This is a genomic window from Ensifer sp. VA4, assembly GCF_055710065.1.
This window is the reverse complement of record NZ_JBVQPO010000007.1, coordinates 265,988-285,419: the sequence shown is the minus strand read 5'-3', so window position 1 is coordinate 285,419 and position 19,432 is coordinate 265,988. Positions and strand designations below refer to the sequence as shown.

Annotated in this window: 17 protein-coding genes; 5 read left to right on the top strand and 12 right to left on the bottom strand. The window is 62.4% G+C overall.

Going from position 1 to position 19,432, the window contains the following annotated elements:
* Window positions 1–74 precede the first annotated feature (74 nt).
* Together AC0C6X_RS14685 and AC0C6X_RS14680 are read left to right on the top strand one after the other, a co-directional pair.
* A complete protein-coding gene (locus tag AC0C6X_RS14685; RefSeq protein WP_173518977.1) occupies window positions 75–491 on the top strand; it encodes a DUF2000 domain-containing protein in 417 nt (138 codons plus the stop codon).
* A gap of 317 nt (window positions 492–808) precedes the next feature.
* Window positions 809–1,987, top strand: coding sequence for an MFS transporter (locus tag AC0C6X_RS14680; protein ID WP_173518978.1), 1,179 nt, complete (start codon window positions 809–811; stop codon window positions 1,985–1,987).
* A gap of 76 nt (window positions 1,988–2,063) precedes the next feature.
* Here AC0C6X_RS14680 and ycaC read toward each other — a convergent pair whose 3' ends face one another.
* Entirely contained in the window at window positions 2,064–2,690 is a 627-nt protein-coding gene (gene ycaC, locus AC0C6X_RS14675) for an isochorismate family cysteine hydrolase YcaC (protein WP_173518979.1), read from the bottom strand.
* 146 nt (window positions 2,691–2,836) lie between these two features.
* Here ycaC and AC0C6X_RS14670 point away from each other — a divergent pair, with 146 nt between their 5' ends.
* Window positions 2,837–3,784 carry a LysR substrate-binding domain-containing protein gene (locus AC0C6X_RS14670; RefSeq protein ID WP_173518980.1) on the top strand — a complete coding sequence of 316 codons (948 nt, stop codon included), beginning with the start codon at window positions 2,837–2,839 and terminating at the stop codon, window positions 3,782–3,784.
* Window positions 3,785–3,998: 214 nt separating this feature from the next.
* Window positions 3,999–4,292, top strand: coding sequence for a hypothetical protein (locus AC0C6X_RS14665; protein ID WP_173518981.1), 294 nt, complete (start codon window positions 3,999–4,001; stop codon window positions 4,290–4,292).
* A 111-nt stretch (window positions 4,293–4,403) separates the two neighbouring features.
* Here AC0C6X_RS14665 and AC0C6X_RS14660 read toward each other — a convergent pair whose 3' ends face one another.
* The 11 genes from AC0C6X_RS14660 to AC0C6X_RS14610 form a co-directional block, all read right to left on the bottom strand.
* Window positions 4,404–5,102, bottom strand: a complete 699-nt coding sequence (locus AC0C6X_RS14660) for an aspartate/glutamate racemase family protein (protein WP_173518982.1) — start codon at window positions 5,100–5,102, stop codon at window positions 4,404–4,406.
* Window positions 5,103–5,548: 446 nt separating this feature from the next.
* The gene (locus AC0C6X_RS14655; RefSeq protein WP_472953741.1) at window positions 5,549–6,394 is read right to left on the bottom strand and encodes a sugar phosphate isomerase/epimerase family protein; all 846 of its coding nucleotides are present in this window, start codon (window positions 6,392–6,394) and stop codon (window positions 5,549–5,551) included.
* On the bottom strand, window positions 6,391–7,701 hold the full coding sequence (locus AC0C6X_RS14650; RefSeq protein ID WP_472953739.1) for a DUF6005 family protein: 1,311 nt from the start codon (window positions 7,699–7,701) through the stop codon (window positions 6,391–6,393). Before AC0C6X_RS14650 ends, AC0C6X_RS14655 begins: the two co-directional genes overlap by 4 nt.
* On the bottom strand, window positions 7,698–8,978 hold the full coding sequence (locus tag AC0C6X_RS14645) for an AMP-binding protein (RefSeq protein WP_173518985.1): 1,281 nt from the start codon (window positions 8,976–8,978) through the stop codon (window positions 7,698–7,700). Before AC0C6X_RS14645 ends, AC0C6X_RS14650 begins: the two co-directional genes overlap by 4 nt.
* On the bottom strand, window positions 8,962–10,710 hold the full coding sequence (locus AC0C6X_RS14640) for an IucA/IucC family protein (protein ID WP_472953737.1): 1,749 nt from the start codon (window positions 10,708–10,710) through the stop codon (window positions 8,962–8,964). Before AC0C6X_RS14640 ends, AC0C6X_RS14645 begins: the two co-directional genes overlap by 17 nt.
* A complete protein-coding gene (locus AC0C6X_RS14635; RefSeq protein WP_247958761.1) occupies window positions 10,694–12,478 on the bottom strand; it encodes an IucA/IucC family protein in 1,785 nt (594 codons plus the stop codon). The genes AC0C6X_RS14640 and AC0C6X_RS14635 overlap by 17 nt, the downstream gene beginning before the upstream one ends.
* A gap of 103 nt (window positions 12,479–12,581) precedes the next feature.
* Complete coding sequence (locus AC0C6X_RS14630) at window positions 12,582–12,872, bottom strand: DUF2218 domain-containing protein (protein WP_173518988.1); 291 nt, start codon at window positions 12,870–12,872, stop codon at window positions 12,582–12,584.
* Window positions 12,873–12,985: 113 nt separating this feature from the next.
* Window positions 12,986–15,295, bottom strand: coding sequence for a TonB-dependent receptor domain-containing protein (locus tag AC0C6X_RS14625; RefSeq protein WP_472953734.1), 2,310 nt, complete (start codon window positions 15,293–15,295; stop codon window positions 12,986–12,988).
* A 119-nt stretch (window positions 15,296–15,414) separates the two neighbouring features.
* Window positions 15,415–16,416 (bottom strand): FecR family protein, encoded by a 1,002-nt coding sequence (locus tag AC0C6X_RS14620; protein WP_472953731.1) that lies wholly within the window; start codon window positions 16,414–16,416, stop codon window positions 15,415–15,417.
* 205 nt (window positions 16,417–16,621) lie between these two features.
* Entirely contained in the window at window positions 16,622–17,134 is a 513-nt protein-coding gene (locus AC0C6X_RS14615; RefSeq protein WP_472953729.1) for an RNA polymerase sigma factor, read from the bottom strand.
* A 439-nt stretch (window positions 17,135–17,573) separates the two neighbouring features.
* A complete protein-coding gene (locus AC0C6X_RS14610; RefSeq protein ID WP_472953727.1) occupies window positions 17,574–18,023 on the bottom strand; it encodes a winged helix-turn-helix transcriptional regulator in 450 nt (149 codons plus the stop codon).
* Between the two features lie 105 nt (window positions 18,024–18,128).
* Here AC0C6X_RS14610 and AC0C6X_RS14605 point away from each other — a divergent pair, with 105 nt between their 5' ends.
* Complete coding sequence (locus tag AC0C6X_RS14605) at window positions 18,129–19,400, top strand: MFS transporter (protein ID WP_173518993.1); 1,272 nt, start codon at window positions 18,129–18,131, stop codon at window positions 19,398–19,400.
* Window positions 19,401–19,432 lie beyond the last annotated feature (32 nt).

Below are 19,432 nucleotides of genomic sequence, written 5' to 3'. Positions count from 1 at the left end.
GCAACATCCGAAAGAACCTACCTCGAAGCTCGGTCTATTCTCCCGATCGAGAAACAGAGAAGGAACAGACCACCGTGCTTCAGGACATCCGCCTCGCCATCGTCGTCAATCCGGAGTTGTCACCGGGCCACCTCGCCAACACCATCGCGGCGATTTCCATCGGCATCGGCTCGGCGATGCCCGACCTTGGCAACCAGAGACTGACGGACAGCAGGCAGAATACGATCGATATCAGCTCCAACCGCCCCGTACCGGTTCTCCAGGCCGATAGTCGCACGATCGGCGCACTGCTTCTAAAGGCGCTGCCGAAACAGGAGGACCGCATCGTCGTGCCGTTTCCGGCCTTCGCACGCTCGCTACACAACTTTACGGATTATGAGGCCCAGTTCCCCGAGCGAGACCTTGCAGAGGAAGCGATCGACGGCATCGGCCTCGCCGGCACCGTCAAATGGGTGAAGTCGCTGACGGGGTCCCTGAAGCTGCTCAGGTGATCCGCATCGAACGGCAGGCGTGCGGCGTCCATTCGCAGGGACGCCGCCCATGCTCATGTATATTTTTTTCACATCAGCGAAGCATCACACGGCAAGGTGGCGACACATTCGCAACACCCTCCCGCCATTCGCTCCGGAATGGTTGCATTCCCGCCAGAGAGGCTCTTTCCAAGCTTGACGACATCTGTCGTGCACGACAAGCTTTGAAAACGATTTTCAGAATATCAAAATTGCTTCATAGACCGCATCGGTTCGACGGCGCCGCCGCTGCCGAGGCTGGAGTGTGCGATACCGATATCTATTGGGGAACAATGCGCATGACCAATCAACGGCTCATCATGCTGATCTTCTTCCTTCAGCCGATTGCCTTCGGCGCCTGGCTGCCGCGCATTCCCGATGTACAGCAGCGGCTTGGTCTGGGACCGGCGGAGCTCGCCGTTGCCCTCCTCGGCATGCCGCTGGGCATCTTGCTTACCCTGCCCTTCGCCGGGCGTTTCGTCGCCTGGATCGGCGGCCGAGCCACCATCCTCTACGGTTTCGTGGTCTTTCTGGCACTTGTCTGGCTGCCGACATGGGCGTCAAGCATCGAAGGACTCTTCGTGACACTCGCCATCGTCGGCGTGGCGCTGGCAACGCTCGAACTCGGCCTCAACGTCGAGGCCGACGCGATCGAAAAGCACTCCGGGCAGTTGATCATGAGCACCTGCCACGGGTTCTGGAGCCTCGGCATCATGACCGGAAGCCTGATCGGTGTCGGCTTCGCCGCGCTCCGCGTCGCGCCGGAATGGGCCGTGCCGCTGACGGCCGCGCTCATGCTGCCGATCAGCGTCTTCTTTGCCAGCAAGCTGCCGCGCCTCCAGACCGGCGAGACCGCGGCTGCGGAGACGGCGCCATCCAGGCGACGGTTGCCGAGCCTTGCACTGCTTGGCGTCTGCTTCTTCGTTTTCGGCATCACCATGACCGAAGGCGCCGTGGCGGACTGGTCGGCCGTCTTCCTTCGCGACGTCTTCGGGCTTTCCGCCGCCAGCGCCGGTTTCGGTTATTCGATCTTCGCCTTCATGGTGGCAGCCGGCCGCTTCGCCGGCGACCGGCTGAAGGCAAGCTATGGACCAGTTGCCGTCGCGCGCGCCTGCAGCATTGCCAGCGTTACCGGGCTGGTTCTGGTGGTCATCAGCCCAGCTGCTTGGGCAGCGCTTGCCGGTTTTGCCGCCATGGGCTTCGGCGTTTCAGTCGGGTTCCCGCTCGCCGTCACCGCTGCGGCCGACCAGAAGGACCGGCCAGCCGCCGCCAGCGTCGCCATCCTGTCCTTCATCGCGCTCTTGGGCTTCCTGCTCGGACCGCCGCTGATCGGCCTCGTCGCCGAACACAGCGACATGCGCTTCGGCCTTAGCGTGCTCGTGCCTTTCCTCGTGATCAGCCTGCTTTTGACCGGCCGGCTGAAACCCGCCGCCCGCGTCACCGTGCAAGATGCTCAACGGGCCGCCAGCCGCGCGTAACGGCCATCGCGATATGCCATGCGAAAAGCCCCGGCCGAAAACGACCGGGGCTTTCACTGTCAGCGGCAGGCGTGCCTTACTTGCGCGCCGCCATGGTGTTGTAGCTGGTGATGAGGTTGCGGTAGTCGGGGATGTGGTTGGAAAACAGCGTACCGAGACCCTCGATGTCGTTGCGCCAGTCGCGGTGCAGTTCGCAGGCAACGCCGAACCAGGTCATCAGTTGAACGCCGGCGGCGGTCATGCGCGACCAGGCGGAATCGCGAGTCACCTCGTTGAACGTGCCGGAGGCGTCGGTGACCACGAAGACCTCGAAGCCTTCTTCGATCGCCGAAAGCGCCGGAAACGCGACACAAACCTCGGTCACCACGCCGGCGATCAGCAACTGCTTCTTGCCAGTGGCCTTCACCGCCTTGACGAAGTCCGCGTTGTCCCAGGCATTGATCTGACCCGGACGGGGAATGAAGGGCGCGTCGGGAAACAGTTCCTTCAGTTCCGGCACCAGCGGGCCGTTCGGGCCGTCTTCGAAGCTGGTGGTGAGAACCGTCGGCAGCTTGAAATATTTGGCGAGATCGCCGAGCGCCAGGACATTGTTCTTGAACTTGTCCGGATCGAAGTCGCGCACCAACGACAGGAGACCGGTCTGATGGTCGACGAGCAGGACGGCAACATCATCCTTGTTGAGACGTACGTAGGGCTTGGTCATCGGAAGTCCTTTCCTTCGCTTGGTTTCCATCACCGCCGGCGGTGCGTTCGTCGCGGCCTGATTCGCTGTGATTGGGTGTAGGCTACTGCAGGACCGACCATGCAAAAAGATTGTGAAATTCGACGCAGCGTTCTATTTGTAGAACGATGCAAGACCTGAACGACCTCTATTATTTCGTGCAAGTCGTGGAGCATGGCGGCTTTGCGGCAGCGGCACGGGCGACCGGAACGCAAAAGTCCCGATTGAGCCGACGGATCGCGATGCTGGAGGACCGGGTTGGCGTCCGGCTGATCCAGCGCTCGCCGCGCCGCTTCTACGTCACCGATGTCGGCCGCGAATATTACCAGCGCTGCGTCGCCGTGTTGATCGAAGCCGAAGCGGCCGATGCCTTCATCGCGCAGCACCAGGGAGAGCCGCAGGGCACCATCCGGGTGAGTTGCCCGACGGCACTGATCTCCTTCCAATTCGGCCGGCTCTTCGCCCGGTTCATGACCGCCCATCCGAAAATCAGCCTGCAGCTCGAAAGCACCAACCGCCGCGTGGACGTGATCGCCGAGGGCTTCGACGTCTCGATCCGGGTGCGGTTTCCGCCGCTGGAAAGAAGCGAGCTCGTCATGCGCAAGCTCGACGACAGTTCGCAATATCTCGTCGCCAAACCGGGCTTCCTCAAGGAGCCGATCCGGGTGCCCGAGCAACTGACGGGACTCGCGAGCCTTGCCTGGACATCCGCCACCCACAGCTATGAATGGCGGCTGGAAAGTTCCTCGGGAGAGCAAGCGGTCATCCGGCATGAGCCGCGCTTCCTGACCGACGATATGGCGGCGCTGCGCGAGGCCGCACTCGACGGCGCCGGCATCGTGCAGTTGCCGACGATGATGATCTGGAAGGACCTTGCGGCCGGAACCCTGGTGCCGGTGCTGCCGCAATGGCGGCCGGCGTCAGGCATCGTTCACGCCGTCTTTCCCTCGAAGCGCGGGCTTTTGCCGTCGGTTCGCACCTTCATCGACTTTCTCGCCCAGGAATGCGCTGCCGACCGCCTGACGATCGACGAGAGCCTGGCATGGCCGACGAAGACCACCCATATAGGTGGCTGAAGCGCCGCGAAGGCAACTCTCTTGCCGTAGGTCGCGACCCATGCGCGGGGCGCATAGTAGCCATTCCTTGCATACCGCGCCGCTATTCACGATTTTAGTGGGGAAGCCGCGTTCGACGCCGGCTCCCTTTAACGATCCATCACAGTCGTAGACTTTTCCCCCGGCCCTCTGGCCGGCGCGGCCAATTCCGGCTTGAACAACAGGGAAGGTAATCATGCAGACATCTGCCAAGACGCTTGACGCCAAGACACTGGACAAGATGACGCTTCACGAGCGTTCGGACATGATGGCGCTCGTCGCAGACGCACTCGAGGCGACGGCCGAAAAGGCCTATGAGATTGGCGATGATCGGTTCGCAGAGAATTCGATCAGCCTCGCCAACATCATCACCAGCTGTGCCGACGATCTGGTCACAGGCAACTTGCCGGCAGCTGAACTTCTACTGCAGCAGGGCATCGCGTTGGTCAGCCTGTTTCAGGGCGAGCCCCGAGCATTCACCTTACACTAAAGCTTGCGATCACGGCCGGCGGTTCCGCCGGCCGTCAAAGCATCGCGCGGCCAGCGCATCTCCGTCAGCACCCTGCCCGACCCGGCAGCAGTCGAATGGCATCTCAGCCACTCACGCGCCTTCGAGGGCGAGGTCCACGGCGGCGAGCGCGTGGATCTCGGTGGTGTCGAAGACCGGGACCGGGCTGTCTGCCTGCGAAATCAGAAGCATGATCTCCGTGCAGCCCATGATGATCGCTTCCGCGCCCGCATCGACGAGCCGCGCGATGATGGCGCGATAGGCGTCGCGCGAGCTGTCCTTGACGATGCCGGCGACGAGTTCGCGATAGATAATCTCGTGCACCTTGGCGCGGTCTTCCGCCTCCGGCACCAGCACCTCCAGCCCGAACGCGTCTTTCAGGCGGCCCTTGTAGAAGTCCTGCTCCATGGTGAAGGCCGTGCCGAGCAGGCCAACCTTGCCGAGGCCTGCCGCCCTGATCTTCTCGGCCGTCGGGTCGGCGATATGAAGCAGCGGGATGGAGACGGCTGCCGAAACGTCAGTGGCCATCTTGTGCATGGTGTTGGTGCATATCATCAGGAAATCGGCGCCGCCTGCTTCCAGTCGGCGTGCTGCCGCGATCATTTCCTCCGTCAGCGCCGGCCAATTGCCATCGTGCTGGAGACGCTTGATTTCACCGAAATCCATCGACCACATCAGCGACTTTGCCGAATGCACGCCGCCGAGCCGGTCGCGGACCGTCTCGTTGATGATGCGGTAATACTGGGCGGAGCTCTCCCAGCTCATCCCTCCGATTAGCCCAATGACCTTCACCTGACGTCTCCTCTTTGCACCGACCTTCGAGCTAACAAATCGCCGGCGATAGCGAAAGCTCCTGCGCGCGGGATTTCCCTGATGAACCGGGCGCTTCCTCGGCCGAGACTGCGCCGGCCCTGCCGGCCTCCATCAAGCCTGGCGTTCGACAACGCCCGTGACACGACGGCCTCCGGTCGACGCCGTGCCGATTGCTGATCCGACACGCCGCCATGCCCGCCGCGGCGTTGCAAGCGACGAGCTCAAGAGCCCCTTGCGCGCCCGACTGTATTCCGGCTAAACGGCGTTACCGGCAGGTCGGGGAGGACCATTTCGTCCAGGTGTAGACGGACCGTCGTCTATCCGGTACCCGCCCGCAAGGCCAGGGGAGCCACGCGCGGCGATCCGCTCGCCGTCATGCGGCACCGCCAAGGTGCCGCCATCAAGGTACTTCTTGTTATCGTGCTTTAGATCTGCGCCGTTCGCAGCGGTCTTTCGCGGCTCTCGATCGACTGGCGAACCCGCCTGCGATCGCGCCCGAGTGTCTCCAGGCAATCATTGCCGAACCACTCCAGCGACGCCTCGGCCTGCGGATCGCCTGAAATCTCCGCAAGAATGCGGTCGTAGTCGACAATCCCTTCGAACAGGGGCGTCATGCCCCTCCGGCTGCCGGCGGCGGCATAGACATTGGCCGGTTCGAAAACGGACAAATCCGAGCGGGCGACGATGTTCTTCAGGTGGTAGTGGCGGATATGCGGCTTCATCGTCCGGTGGACCGCGACGGGATCGTCACCCCCCTCCCACACATGCAGCGTATCGAAGTTGATCGCAAAATAGGGATGGTCGACCTCTTCGATGAGCTGCATGGTCGAGGCCGCGGTATCGGCCAACGTCTTCGGATGGGTCTCGGCGAGCAGATGGATGCCGTAGCTGGCGGTGATCACGCATATCTCCTTCAACCGGGCGACAACGCGCTGCCGCTCTTCTGCGCTGGCCGCAAGGCTTCCGACGCTGCCAGCAAAGGTGCGGACCTTGCGCGTGCGCCATCGGCGCGCGAGCCGGCAAAGCTCCACCGCCTTGTGCCGCAAGGTCTCCACCTCGCCATCGAGCGGCAGGTAGTCGCTGATCATCGGCACCGCGAGACCGTAGCCGTCGAGCCAATCGGCATTGCGATCCGATCGCGGCGCCAGGTTGCGCGCGTGCGCGCCCCAGAGCTCGATGCCTTGAAAATCGTTGGCCTCAGCCCAGGCGGCAATCTCGTCGAGCGAGGTGAGATGATGCCGGAACGTAATGGTGCAGAGCGAAACTCTCATCGTGCAATTCTCTTCAATGCAGGAATTTGTTCGGGAAGGACGAGATCGCACCAGAGATCGAAGACCTCGGCGAGCTTGCCCTTGAGCTTCGTCTCCAGCCGATCTGCCTCGTCGAGGCGCTCGAAGACGGTGCCCGCCAGGGTTCGGTCGCCGGTCTGGGCAAGCTTCATGCAGGCGTAGTGCAGGGTCTTCAGCGCCTGAACCAACGCCTCGATCTCCCTGCACCACCTTTCGAACTCTGCCGCCGGCAGCTTCAGCGCCCGCCAGTAGAAGGCAAAACCGTGTTCATAGGCGTATTTCCGGATGGTGATGACGGGAAGTTCGCGCACCGCCGCACCGAGGTTCGAAAGCGCGAGGCCATCCCGTTCTTCAAGATGCGCGGCAACGATCGCGCGGACCGCATCGACCAGCGGGTTTCTGTCTCTGACGAAGCACGCCTCGAAATAGGCTTTCAGATCTTCGGCATTTGGGGCCCGCGCTTCGGCAGTGTCGAAGACGTAACCACCGCCGACGGTCGGCTGCATGATGGCGTGGATAACCTTCTCCCGCGCGATCTCGCCTTCCCAGCGGTAGTCCGGATCGTGCACGAACCAGGTCTTGGGATCGGCGGTCTCCTGCAGCATCAGGTAGTGTGGGAAGGGGTTCTGGTTGAACTTGTTCTCGCGCTCCGGCAGGTGGAACATGTCGAGCATGACCATGACCGAGCCGGTTTCGCTGCGCTGTTTGAGAAGACCGGTGAGCACCGCCAGGTTGTCGAGTTTGGTGCGCTCCGGATCGTACCATTCGACGACGGAGACGCCGTAGAGCCGCTCGAACCAGCCGCGGAAGAACTCCTGGGTGATGTCGGGCGCGTGATAGAGAAGCTCGAACCGGTCGCTCACCGCGAACTTCGCGTCCCAGACACCGAAATAGAACGGCCTCTGGTCCAGCCCGTTTCGTTTCAAGCCATCGGAGACGCAACTGACGAAGCAATGAACCTTGATGTCATAATAGGCTTCACCATGGACACCCTCGTCGGTCGTCCCGCCGGTGAGCGGAAAGGCTGGAACGACGGTCGCTGTCGTTTTCGGCAGATAGAGCGAGACGAGATCGGAGATCGTTTCGATCTCCTGTTTCGCGATGGCTTCTTCCGGCACGGACAGCCCGTATTCGAGCTCGAGATTGAGGAAGATCTCCAGGATCAGGACGGAGTCGAGATAGAGGTCCTCGTTGAGCCGGGCATCCGGACCGAAGCCCTCCATATGCCCATGCGCCATTTTTTCATTCAGAACAGTCTCGATCGCCGTCAGGATTTCGATTTCGGTCATGATGCGGTTCCTGCCATCGGCTTGTTGAATTCCCCGGCCAGATGGCGCGCCGCGACGTCCCGACGGCTGATCTTGCCGTTGGCCTGCCGGGGGACGGCATCGACCTGCAGGATTTCCATTGGCAGCTGGTGGCCGGCGAGATGGCGGCTGCACCATTCGCGCACCGCCTGCGGCGGCACCGGCCCTTCAGCGCTGAAGAGTAAAGCGACGCGCTCCCCGGCGAAGCGGTCGTTCTTGCGGAAGGCGACCGCGTCGGTGATCGCCGGCATCGCCATGACCGTGTCCTCGACGTCCTTCGGATAGACGTTGAGGCCGGAGACGTTGATCATGTCGTCCAACCGCGAAACGAAGACCAGCATGCCATCGGCGCGACGGTAGCCGAGGTCGCGCGTACGGATCGGTGTGCCATCGCTATTGCTAACGACGATCTCGCCGGTGTCCTCGGCGCTGGTGCCCGTTTCGGCAGACAGATGCGGCAGCACAAAGCCCATATCGCCAGCGGCGGTCACATCCGGATTGATCGCGATGCAGCCGGATTCCGAGCAGCCATATTGCTGGAACATGTGCCTGCTCTTCGCGCGGATGTCGGCAAACCACGGATCGGGAAGCAGCGTGCCCGAGGTCATCGTCGCGTGGATCTGTTCGCGCTGAGGCAGCAGTCGCGCCAGCGTGTGCAGGATCGCCGGCGACGAATAGAGCAACGGCCGCTCGGTCTCGCGCAGCACCTTCAGCAGGTATTTCGGATTTGCCGTATTGACGATGACCGGCGTCTGGCCGCGCTTCATCGCCACCAGGATGCCGCAGATCAGCCCATAGGAATGGGTGGTCGGGCAGGCAATGATCGGAGTCATGTCCTCCGGTTCGCGGAAGGTGCGCACGTAACTGTCGATCTCCGCATCGATGTCTTGCCAGCTTCGCGCAACGCATTTCGGAGCACCGGTGGTACCGGAACTCATCTGCAGCAGCGTGCCTTGCGTCGATGCCACCTCCGGCACGTCGAGGACCTCGGCCGTGAGACTATTGTAAAACAGACGATCGCAGCCGGCAGCGATCGCGAGCCTGCGGGCCGCCGGATAGGGCGTGCCGGGATGGATCGGCAGCACGCTCGCACCCGCCTTGCGGATCGAAAAGAACAGCGCCAGCCAGTCGACCGTCTCTGCAAAGCAGACGGCGTAGCGGCCGGTGCTGCAGTCGGAAACGCCGGTCGCGACAGCGAGCTGCGCCGATCTCTCGCTGAAATTGGTCTCCTCGTAGAGCCTGTCATCGATGCGGATCATGCCATCTCCTTTGTTGAAGCGCTTTCCCGGCCAGGGTGTTCGGTATGCTGTGGTGGTATTCCGGCTTGGCGGCGAGGAGCTTCCTGGTCATCAGGGATTCGGTGAGAATGCGGGGTCGGCCGCAACCGAGCGCGGCCAGCCGCTCCGTCGCCGCATGCGCCATTTCGTAGGAGGCGAGCACGGCTGCGACGCGTTGCCAGAAGAGCGCTTCCGGCAGGTCATAGGCGTGGTCGAGCAAATGGGAGATTTCGCTGAGGTTGAAGACGAACAACGTGTCCATCACCAATTCGCGTAGCGAATCCGGATTGTCCGTCCAGTAGAACCGGTCCGGCTCGGCATCCCGGTAGACCGGGTTCAGCGCCAGGAAATCCGGCGCGTTGCCCGGCTCGCGCAGAAAGCTCGGCGAAAACTCGATGCTCTCGTGGAAATCGCGCAGGATAAGCCTGGCCGGCCAGCCGTCGCGATGGACGAGCAGCATGTTCTGCCCGTGCGCCTCGACCGCCAGACCGTGATGAACGAGCAGATGCCAGACCGGGAGAACCGCGACTTCGATCAGCCGGTTGATCCATGGCATCAGCCCATGGCGCTGGATCCAGTCGTCGGCGAACGGACGTCCGTCCCCTTCCACTATCATCAGGGCATTGAAGGGAATGACGGCCTCGCCGGCTGCAAGCGTGGCTTCGGCATTTGCGCGCCATATGGCAGCGACCTGTCCCGCCAGAGGTCCATCGCGATCGGCGATGATGCCCGCATATTCCTGCAGGATCGTCAGCGGATAACGCTCACCAAAAGCCGGATCGCTCGCAACGATCCCGGCAATCCAGCGCGAGATCACCGGCGCCGTGCAGACCGAATGCGGCTCCAGCGTCCGCCGCGACGAGGTGTTGACGATGTTGAGCGGCAGCTTGAGGCTGGCGGCACTAGGCCGGTCCCGGTTCATGAGCGAGCGAACCGACTGCGTCGCCGCATAGTGGTCGCCCGCCGGCCCCAGGCAAAGCGCCTCCCCCGACGCGATCCAGCCGGCAAGCTCGGTTCCCCGCAGTTCGCGCCATTGCCAGGGGTGGAGCGGGACGAGCCCGAATTCTTCCGGCGAGACGCCGAGTTGCTGCTGCTTCGCGGTCAGCTCGCACCATGCCTCATGCCCGAGTTCCGCCCGCCAGAATGCATCCTCGTCTCCGGGCAAGGCCTGGTGAAGATGTTTGCGCGCGACGAGCAGCCAGACGAGTTGGAACGCCCGACCTGCCTCCGGCCCGTAGGCCGCATGGTCAGCGAAGGAAAAACCGGTGCGCGCCTTGAAGCAGGGATGGTACGGGTGTCCCTCGTCAAGCGCGCCTTCGAGCTCGGCGACGGACAGGGCACGGCGAGGGCGCTGAGGGAGATGGCGTTCGTTCCACGCGCAAAAGGCGATCGTCTGCGAAAGCTCGTCGAGCAGCTTTCCTCGCGTGGGACCACTGCCCGGCAAGGCTGCAACCAGTTGCGCCAGCGCCGGCGCGATCCAGTTGTCCGCGCCTTCGCGGACTTCCACGGAACCCGGCACCAGGCGAAGCCGTCCAAAAGGGCCAATGGTGCCGCGGCAACGATAGTCCCGGCCGCCGAGCGACCACTGAAACTCGACCGCATCCCCTTGGATGTGCTCCCTGGCATCGACGACGCCCTCGAACAGCAGCGCCCCAACGAGCTGGCGAAGCACCCTATCCTCCGGCCGTCCCTTGAGATCAAGAGGCAATGGCATGATCGGTCCTCGGCACTGTCAGGACTGCCGGCGCCCTGAGCGGGTTTGGCACCGGGCGGTAGAGCGCAGGGGCGTGATTGGACTGTAGCTCGTCCACGTCATGGAGGCGGGTCGTCAGATTGGCCTTGGAGGCGATCGTCGGCAGGTCGAGAACATGGCGCGCGAATTCACGGCCAGCTCCGGTCATACGGGCGGCATAACCTTCGAGATGCAGGCGCAGTTCGCGCAAGAGCAAGCTCTCGTTGCAGACGCCGTCATGGCCCATGCGACTGACGACCGAGAAGACCTGGTTGACGATCAAATAGTAGGCGAAGCGGTCGCGGATTTCGCAGTCGGCAAAATAGAGAGACGCGATCGTTTGCGTCTCGGGAACATGGCTGACGAGCAGGTTGCGATAGCGTTCGGAGAGATAGAAGCCCTGGTTGTCGCGATAATAGCTGGCCGAGGGATAACCATTGGCCACGTCGAGCAGGCTGTTCTGCTGATGCGCCTCGAGCGCGATGCCATAGTCGTCATAGAGGCGGATCAGCGGTTCGACGGCGCAGTCGAGGTAGCGACGGAACCACAAGAGAGCCGCGTCCGGCAGGCTTTCACCGGTGCGCGCGGCCAGCGCCCGTACGAGGCGTTCCAGGCGGGAAACCTGGCCCGGAAGCGGATCTGCCGTCAGGGCGGCGACCGTCACAACACCCCTGCCCTTCGTGCCCGGAAAAGGGTTCTCCCGCAGGATGACTTCGAAGCCGCTTTCGCTGCGGCCGGGCAGGTCGAGCGTGATGTAGGCGGGGTCCTGGATGATGTGGAAATTTTGGGACCGCGCGGCAAAGCCGATGCGATCGATGAGCTTTGCCATGGCGACGCCCGCCTCGAGCTCCTGGCGCCGATTGAGACGAACCGAGTTGGTGATGCGGACAGGGAGGGAGAACTTGAGCATCCAGTCGGCATCGGCGGCGTAGACCGTGCGTACCGAAGAGGTCGCCGTAAAGGGTTGGCCGGCGGGACCGAGATGGCGCAGCCGCCCTTCCCCGAGCATGGCCTGAATCTCGGGATCGAGCAGCAGTGCTTCCGCCTGCAGCGGGTGCATTGGCAGCAGATGCTCGTCGTTCCCCAGCGCGATGGCCTCTGCGTCCGATCCCATCAATGACCGGACAATCTCGTGGGCCGTCATCGAACGGGCGGATGCGTGCCGCACGCAATCCGCATGGGCCGCAAAATAATGCAGTCTGAACTGCCCGCGCAGTTCCGGTGCGTAGGATTCCTGCTGCCAATAGGTCATGCCCTGCCGACTTTTCGGCGTCGGGTGCTGCCAGTGACCAAAGACGAGCGACTGCTCGGCTTCGATGAAATGGCCGCCTTCCGCCGGTTCGGGCGCCGCCTTGTCGATATAGAGGCTGGTCTGCTGATAGCTTTCGAGCACCCGCATCAGCAGTTCGAGTTCGAAGCCGCGCAAGTTGTCGGCGTGATTGTCATCAGCCTGGCGGTAGCATTCGTGAATGAGAATGTGCAGCGCGGAGATCAACTCGATCTGGCGCCAGGCCATATCCGAGATCCCCCGACCCCAGATCCGGCCAAAATGATGCGGGCCGCAAAGCGACGGCGAAACCACCTCGGCGCGCAGGATCATGTGCTGCCTTGGGAGCGACCATTCCACACAGTCGAAGCTGCCGCCGACGGTTCGATGCATGACCCGGGTGCCCGGGTTCACTTCGCGCAGATAGCAGTTGGCGAAGCTTTGAAAGGTGGCGATTTCTGCGACTTGCCTAGACGATTGCATCCTGTCGGTCCTCGGCACGCGACACGTACAGCCGCGCAATGGCGTTGGCATTCTCGGCCAACACATTGAATTTCTTTTCGAACGAGGTTTCAGTGCGCCGTGCTCAGCCGGTGGCCTGCCAGTGCAACGATCCCGGCTCCTCGCGGAATGCGAAGCGCCGAAGATGGCTTTCGATGACCGACTTTGTATCGGCGAGATTGGCCTCGTCGGGTGACCGGGCCCTGATACTCAGGCCGTCCGATGTTGCCTGGAGATAACCAGTCCCGCAGGAGAACCGCAGTTCGGCGCGATCGCCCGCCTGCTCGACGTCGATCTTGTGGGCGAAGTGCTTGCAGAGCTGCGTCAGGTATTTCTGACCGTCTTCCGTCGCAAAATGGGTGGTCGCTTCTTGCATCTGGAACTCCTGTTTCGGCTTTCGCTGCTCGGGCGGCCCTTGGGCGGCCGCCGTCGCGTCTTGAAGCGAGTGCCGCGGGGAGGATGCGGCGGTCGCGATCGCGGATCGTCGACCTAGAAGGTCGCTCTTGCGGTCAGGATGAAGGAACGGCCGGGCTCGTAGAGCGGCGTCACGTTCCCGAACTCCTGGCCGTAGGTCGCCCGGTCCGAATAGGTTTCGTCGAAGATGTTCTTGAGCTCGGCGCGCAGCGTCAGGTTGGGTCGTTGCGGCGGCACATATTCGACAAAGGCGTTGAAGACTTCGTAGCCCTGCAAGGGCTTGCTGCCGGCAGCGACATCATCATAGTCGAGTGCGATTTCCGCATCGGCGCCGAAGGTGACGCCCCAGTCGGCCAGTGTGTGAACCGCCTGCAGAGTGATGATCTGGCCGGCGGGTGCTGCGAGATAGGTGCCGAGATCGGAGTCGGCAGGCTTTCCATCGATTTCGACGTCGATATTTGCGTATTTCACCTTGAAGTAGCCATCGCCCCAATTGTAGCCGCCGCCGATTTCAAAGCCACGCGAGCGAACGTCATGGGCGGCGATGCCGAGATCTGCGCGGAAACGCGGCGCGCGCGCATCTTCGAGATCGGTCTGGAAGACACTGCCCTCGACGATGAAGCCGTTATGGTTGGCCTCCAATCCGAAGATGTAATTGTCCGCGGTTACCGGCTTCGGACCGCTGCCGTAGTCCCACTTCGGATTGATGATGAAGTTCTCGGCAAGCGGAATGCCAGCCCAGACATGCGAATAGCCGGCCTTGGCCGTCAGAAGATCCTCGATGAGATCATATTCGCCCGAGATGTTGCCGCTGAAGCCGGAATTTCTCCATTTCTCGCCGGTCGTTCCGGTGAAGTGCTGGTTGTCCCCTCTTGCGCCGAAGGAGAGCCGCGTCCTCTCCCAGGGCTCTAGCCTCGCCTGCGCGTAGATACCGACATTGCGCGCCTTCTCGGCACCGGGATCGTAGAGGTCCTCGAGCTCCGCCTTGTCGCTGTAGAAGTCGATGCCGGCGATCACATTGCCGATGTCGAAGGAGAACTTGTTCTCGAACTTGCCGTTGAAGCTATCCGACGTGCCGACGGCGTCGTAGCTGGCAGGAACACCCGGCCGCGGTTTCGGGAAGATCGGCAGATCGACCTCGGTCTTGCTGTAGGCGAGCAGAAGCTTCGGGTCCCACCACCCCTCCGGCGTGCTGTCGGTATAGGTGAAAACGGTGTTCTGCCGATCGAGCGTATAGTCGCGAATGCGTGGCTCCCACGGCTTGGGGTTCGAAATCGAACCCACGTTGGCACGGAACGGCCGTGGCGCGGCGTCATTGATCCGGTCGTGACTGATCTCGAAGCGGTCACCGCTGTCGAACTCATAGGCGAGCTTGCCGAGACCGCTCAGCAGATTGGTGCTGGTGCCTTCGACCTCATTGCCGTTGCCGGCGGTGAAATCGTTGCCCTTGCCGAAATTGAAATAGCCCAGGAATTCGAGCCCTTCCTGCATGCCGTAGGCCGAAAGGCCCGTGGTTACCGTATCGCTGTTGAAATTGTAGTTCGACGTGACGAAGCCGCCGAAACCGTCGCCATCCGACAGCTCGCGCGGGTCGATCGTTTCATAGGCAATCGCACCGGCGAGCGCCCCCGGGCCGGCATCGGCGGGCGCAACGCCGGCATCGACGTTGACGGCCTTCAGGAGGCCCGGATCGATGAGGTTCGTACCGTTGTGGTGGAAGACCTTGTTGTTCTGGCGGCCGCCGTCCATGGTCACGGCAAGGCTCGTTTCCTCGATCCCGTGGACATAGACCTTTTGCGACATCGGCAGCGAACTGCCGACGGCTATGCCCGGCTCGCCTGAAAAGACGTCGGCGATGTTGGCAGGGTTCTTCTGCTTCAGATCCTCGGACGAGATGACGATCTCGCCGGCGCCGAGCGGGCCGCTGCCAAGGGCGGAAATCGGGTCAAGGACCGTGGCACCGGAAGCATCCACGCCCTCGCTGCCGCCGGCCACAGTCGTCGCACCGATCAGGGCCGTTCCGCCCGATATCCTGTAGGAGATGCCGGTGCCCGACAGCAGCCGTGTAAGAGCCTGCTGCGGTTCCAGCGTCCCGTTGACGGCAGTCGAGCGGATGCCCTCGGACGTCGCGGCAGCCAAGGTCACCTGCAGGCCGGACTGCCGCCCAAAGGCATTCAGGGCACTCGCAAGCGGTTGCGACGGGATGTTGAACGTGCGGGCCGTGCTGCCGCGCGACGTCATCTCTTGGGCCGAGGCGACGGAAAGGGGCATGAAGGCAAGGGAGGAAAGCCCGACGATCGCCGCCGTTGTCAGCAGGCGCAGTCCTGCATGGCTATATCCTGCACTGAAGGAAGGATGTCCCTTGCGGCATTTCGGCGAACTCATTTTACCCCCGTGTCGATGATCCGCGCGCTGCCTCTCGGGCAGGCGCTTCGGACCAAAGACGACGGGCTCCGGATTTTTTTTCACCGGCCCGCGATTTTTCTTGAATTTTTGAGTCCAAATTAAAATCGCGTCAGAACGCGGCCATAGGGTGTTACCGCGCGCACCGTGCCGCCAAACGGCTGAACCAATGCCTGAAGGGCATGATCGGGATCCGTGAGATCGTAGACCCCCGTCACTCGTCGTGCCGCGAGCTCCGGTTGCGGAATGGAGATCCAGGCAGAATGGTAGCGTTGCAGCCGCGCGGCTGCGGCGGCGACGGTAACGTTGTTGACGAACATCTTGCCGCTGCGCCAGGCTCCGATCTCTTCGGTCGCAATCGTACTTCGGGTGACCGCGCCCGTCGCATGCACCACTGTCGCTGTTTCTCCCGGCGCGAGTTCGAAATTCTGCCTGTGGTCTTTCCCGCTGTACGAAACGGCCACCGCGCCATGCGCGAGCTCGACCGTCGTTTCCGTACTTGCGAGTTGCACATCGAAGGACGTGCCGAGAACCGACACTTCCACGCCGCCGGCGTCGACGACGAACGGACGCGACGGGTCGCGCGCGACATCGAAATAGGCTTCGCCCTTGAGGAGTCGGACGTGCCGGACCGTGGCAGAAATCTCGGTGGCGATGGCGCTGCCGCCTCCCATTTCGATGGTCGTGCCGTCCGCCAAGGTGATCGTCCTGCTCTCAGCGGTCTCGGTCACGTGGTCGGCCTGCCACCACACCAACAGCGAAGGGAGCGAGACGAACAGCACCAGGCAGGCGGCGAGCGCTATGGCCGCCGCACCGGCGGCCCAGGTTCTGGCCGCCCAGCGCTTCGGCTGGCGGGCAGTTGCGGCAGGTGAAACCAACGGCGCCGCGCCGCGCCAAAGATGTTCATGCACCGGCGGCACGTCTCCCAGCATTTGCCAAGTCTTCAGCGCCGTCTCCCAGGATCGGACATGGAGGGCCGATCGACCCAGCCAAGCCTGAAACGCGAGCTCCGTCTCCCGACAGTTCGGACGCGCCTTTAGTTCGAGGAACCAGTCCATGGTCTCTTGGAGCAACGCCTCCGGTATGTTGTTGTCCTTGGTCAAAGCTCTGCCTGCTGGTTATGTGTTCAACGAAACACTACGGCGCCGCGCGTCTTATCAGATGCTCAAAGGTCGCCGTAGCACTTTGACTTGCTGCATGTCTCCGTCCTTAAAACGAAGTCGATTCAAGGAGACATGCAGGAGCGGAATCATCCGGTCTGTCACAAAGACGAATTGCTTCGGATTTTTTTTCACGCGGACCAAAATCCTAGGAGGCATCGCCTGCCAGAGTGGTCGCCACCCGCATCATGGCGGTGCGCACATGGCGATGGGCGGTTGCGACCGAGATGTTCAGGTGGGCGGCGATCTCCTCCAGGGTGTATCCACCGAAGCGATGCATCTCAAGGGCAATACGAACCTCCATGGGAAGCGCGTCGAGGACGCTGGAAATGCGCCGGATCTCATCGGTCACCACAACGATATCTTCCGGCGTCGGCAGCTCGATCGGCATTGACCAGAACGGCGGCTCGCCCTGTTCCTCTCGCGCCTCGATCTTCCGGCGCTTGAGAAGATCCAGGCACAGGTTGCGGACGATCCTGTAGAGATAGGCAGGCGAGAGCCCCTGGGAACCATTGTCGGTGCTGGTCGGCGCAAAGCGGATGAACGCCTCCTGCACGATGTCTTCGGCAGTTTCACGCGAGCCGACGATGCGCGTCGCATAGGCGACCAAAGCGGTACGATTGGCGAAATAGACCTGATGGCGCGTTTCTATATCGACCAAGGCGTCTGATCCGAACAAAGCAACTTCGATTGGCGTCCAGCGTCGTTACTGCTTGCCGCTACGCGATCGGTGGACCGGATGACCAAACGAGCGCGAAGCCTCTTAGCACGCGGAAATAAACTTGTCTGTAATAGTCATGTTATTTTTCGAGGCAGCAACCGCGACGCGTTGCCGCCGAGCCTTTCCGTTCTTGGCGGGGCACCCGTATCCCGTTGCAGAAGCGGAACTTTTCTCCGAGAGGACCATTACCCAGCCGAGCGCGAACCGTGTCAACCGGACGCGGCAGGGATGGCGAACATGGCGGTTTTTCCGGTTTCTCGCCATGGCCAACGAAACGGCAGTCGAGCGCCCAACCTGCCCGGTTCGTCTCACCTTTGTATCGAGGTTCCGGCTGGCGACGATCGGTTTGTCGTCGTTGTGCGAATCGTTGCAGACCCGATCAGCCTTCGGGAACCTTGATCAGGGCCGTCTCGCCGGCACCGATCGGCCTGCCGTCCTGTGTGCGGATATCAAGCTTTACCGGCAACCCGGTTTCTTTTTCGACCAGCAGGGAATGCTCCTCGCCTGGCTGAAAGAGGTGTCGTTCGCCGAATTGCCGCAAAGCGACCATCACGGGAAACAGGTCCCGCCCCATCGGCGTCAACTGATACTCGACCCGGGCCTTCGTCCCGCCCACGGGAACCGTCTCGAGAATGCCGCGGTCGACGAGCGTACGCAGACGATCCGTCAGGATGTTCTTGGCAATGCCGAGGCTTTTGTGAAAATCGCTGAAGCGCCTCAGTCCGTCGAACGCATCGCGCACGATCAGCAGCGACCACCAGTCGCCGATCGCGTCCAGAGATCGCGCGCTCGGGCAGTAGTCGCCCTTGAGGCTTTTGCGCGCCACCATACGAACTCTCCTCTCCCGCGCCACGAGACTTTTGGTTGCATTATAAAACTAAACCGGTACCATTGGGTTTGTTTCATTATTAAACCGAAGCAAGGAAGAAGTCCAATGGATGGTAGAGCTGCTGCGGCGTCGAGCGACGCCGCAAACGATGCCGTGCGCCCAAATGCCGGTGCCGTGGTGTCACCGTTACCGCGCCCGATGATGACCCTTTTTGCCTTTGCCGCCGGCCTTGCGGTCGCCAACGCCTATTTTGCGCATCCCCTGCTGGATGTGATGACGGCCGACCTCGACCTTTCGCAGACAGGCGCCGGCTTGATCGTCGGGGCGACGCAAGTCGGCTACGCGCTCGGCCTGATCCTGCTTGTTCCGCTTGGCGACCTTTTCGATCGCCGCAGGGTGATCATCGCCCAATCGTTGCTATCAACGGTGGCGCTCGGCTTCGTGGCCCTTTCAGCCAACACGGAAATGCTGATGGCCTCGATCGCGGCCGTCGGCATGCTTGCCGTCCTGACGCAGGCCCTGGTTGCCTATGCGGCCAGCCTGGCCCGGCCATCTGAACGTGGCCATGTGGTCGGTTTCGTCACCAGCGGCATCGTGATCGGCATCCTGTCCGCCCGCACAGTCGCAGGTCTCCTGACGGATCTCTTCGGCTGGCGGTCGGTCTATCTCGCATCGTGTGCCGTGACGCTTGTGATCGCCGTCTTACTGCATCGGCTCCTGCCGCACCAGAAGCGGGAAGCGAATGAGCTCAGCTACCCCCGCCTTGTCGGCTCCACCTTCAAGCTGATCTGGCAAGAGCCGGTGCTGCGCACCCGGGGCGTGATAGCCCTGCTGATTTTCGCGAACGTGACGACGCTGCTGACGCCGCTTGTTCTGCCGCTGAGTGCGCCGCCCTTCTCCATGTCGCATACGAAGGTCGGTCTTTTCGGCTTGGCAGGCATCGCCGGGGCACTGGCTGCTTCTCGCGCTGGCCGCTGGGCCGACCTAGGACTGGGCCAGACGACGACGGGCATTGCACTCGCGCTCATGCTCATTGCGTGGCTGCCGATCTCATTGCTGGACCAGTCCATTCTGTGGCTGATCGCTGGTGTCCTCGTTCTCGACTTCGGGCTCCAGGCGGTCCACGTCACGAACCAGGCCTTGATCTACCGGGTCCGCCCGGAAGCGCAGAACCGGCTGACGGCCGCCTATATGCTGTTCTATTCGCTCGGCAGCGCAATCGGATCCTCCCTGTCCACCGTCGCCTACGCACATGCGGGATGGAGCGGCGTTTGTCTGATGGGCACGGTGATCAGCCTTGCCTCGCTGCTCTTCTGGCTGGCGACCCGACCTTCGAGATCGAAGCATACGGAGGAAGGGGCGGCGTTGAACGGTTGAGTGGCGGCGCGGACCGCGACGACCGGCCGAGA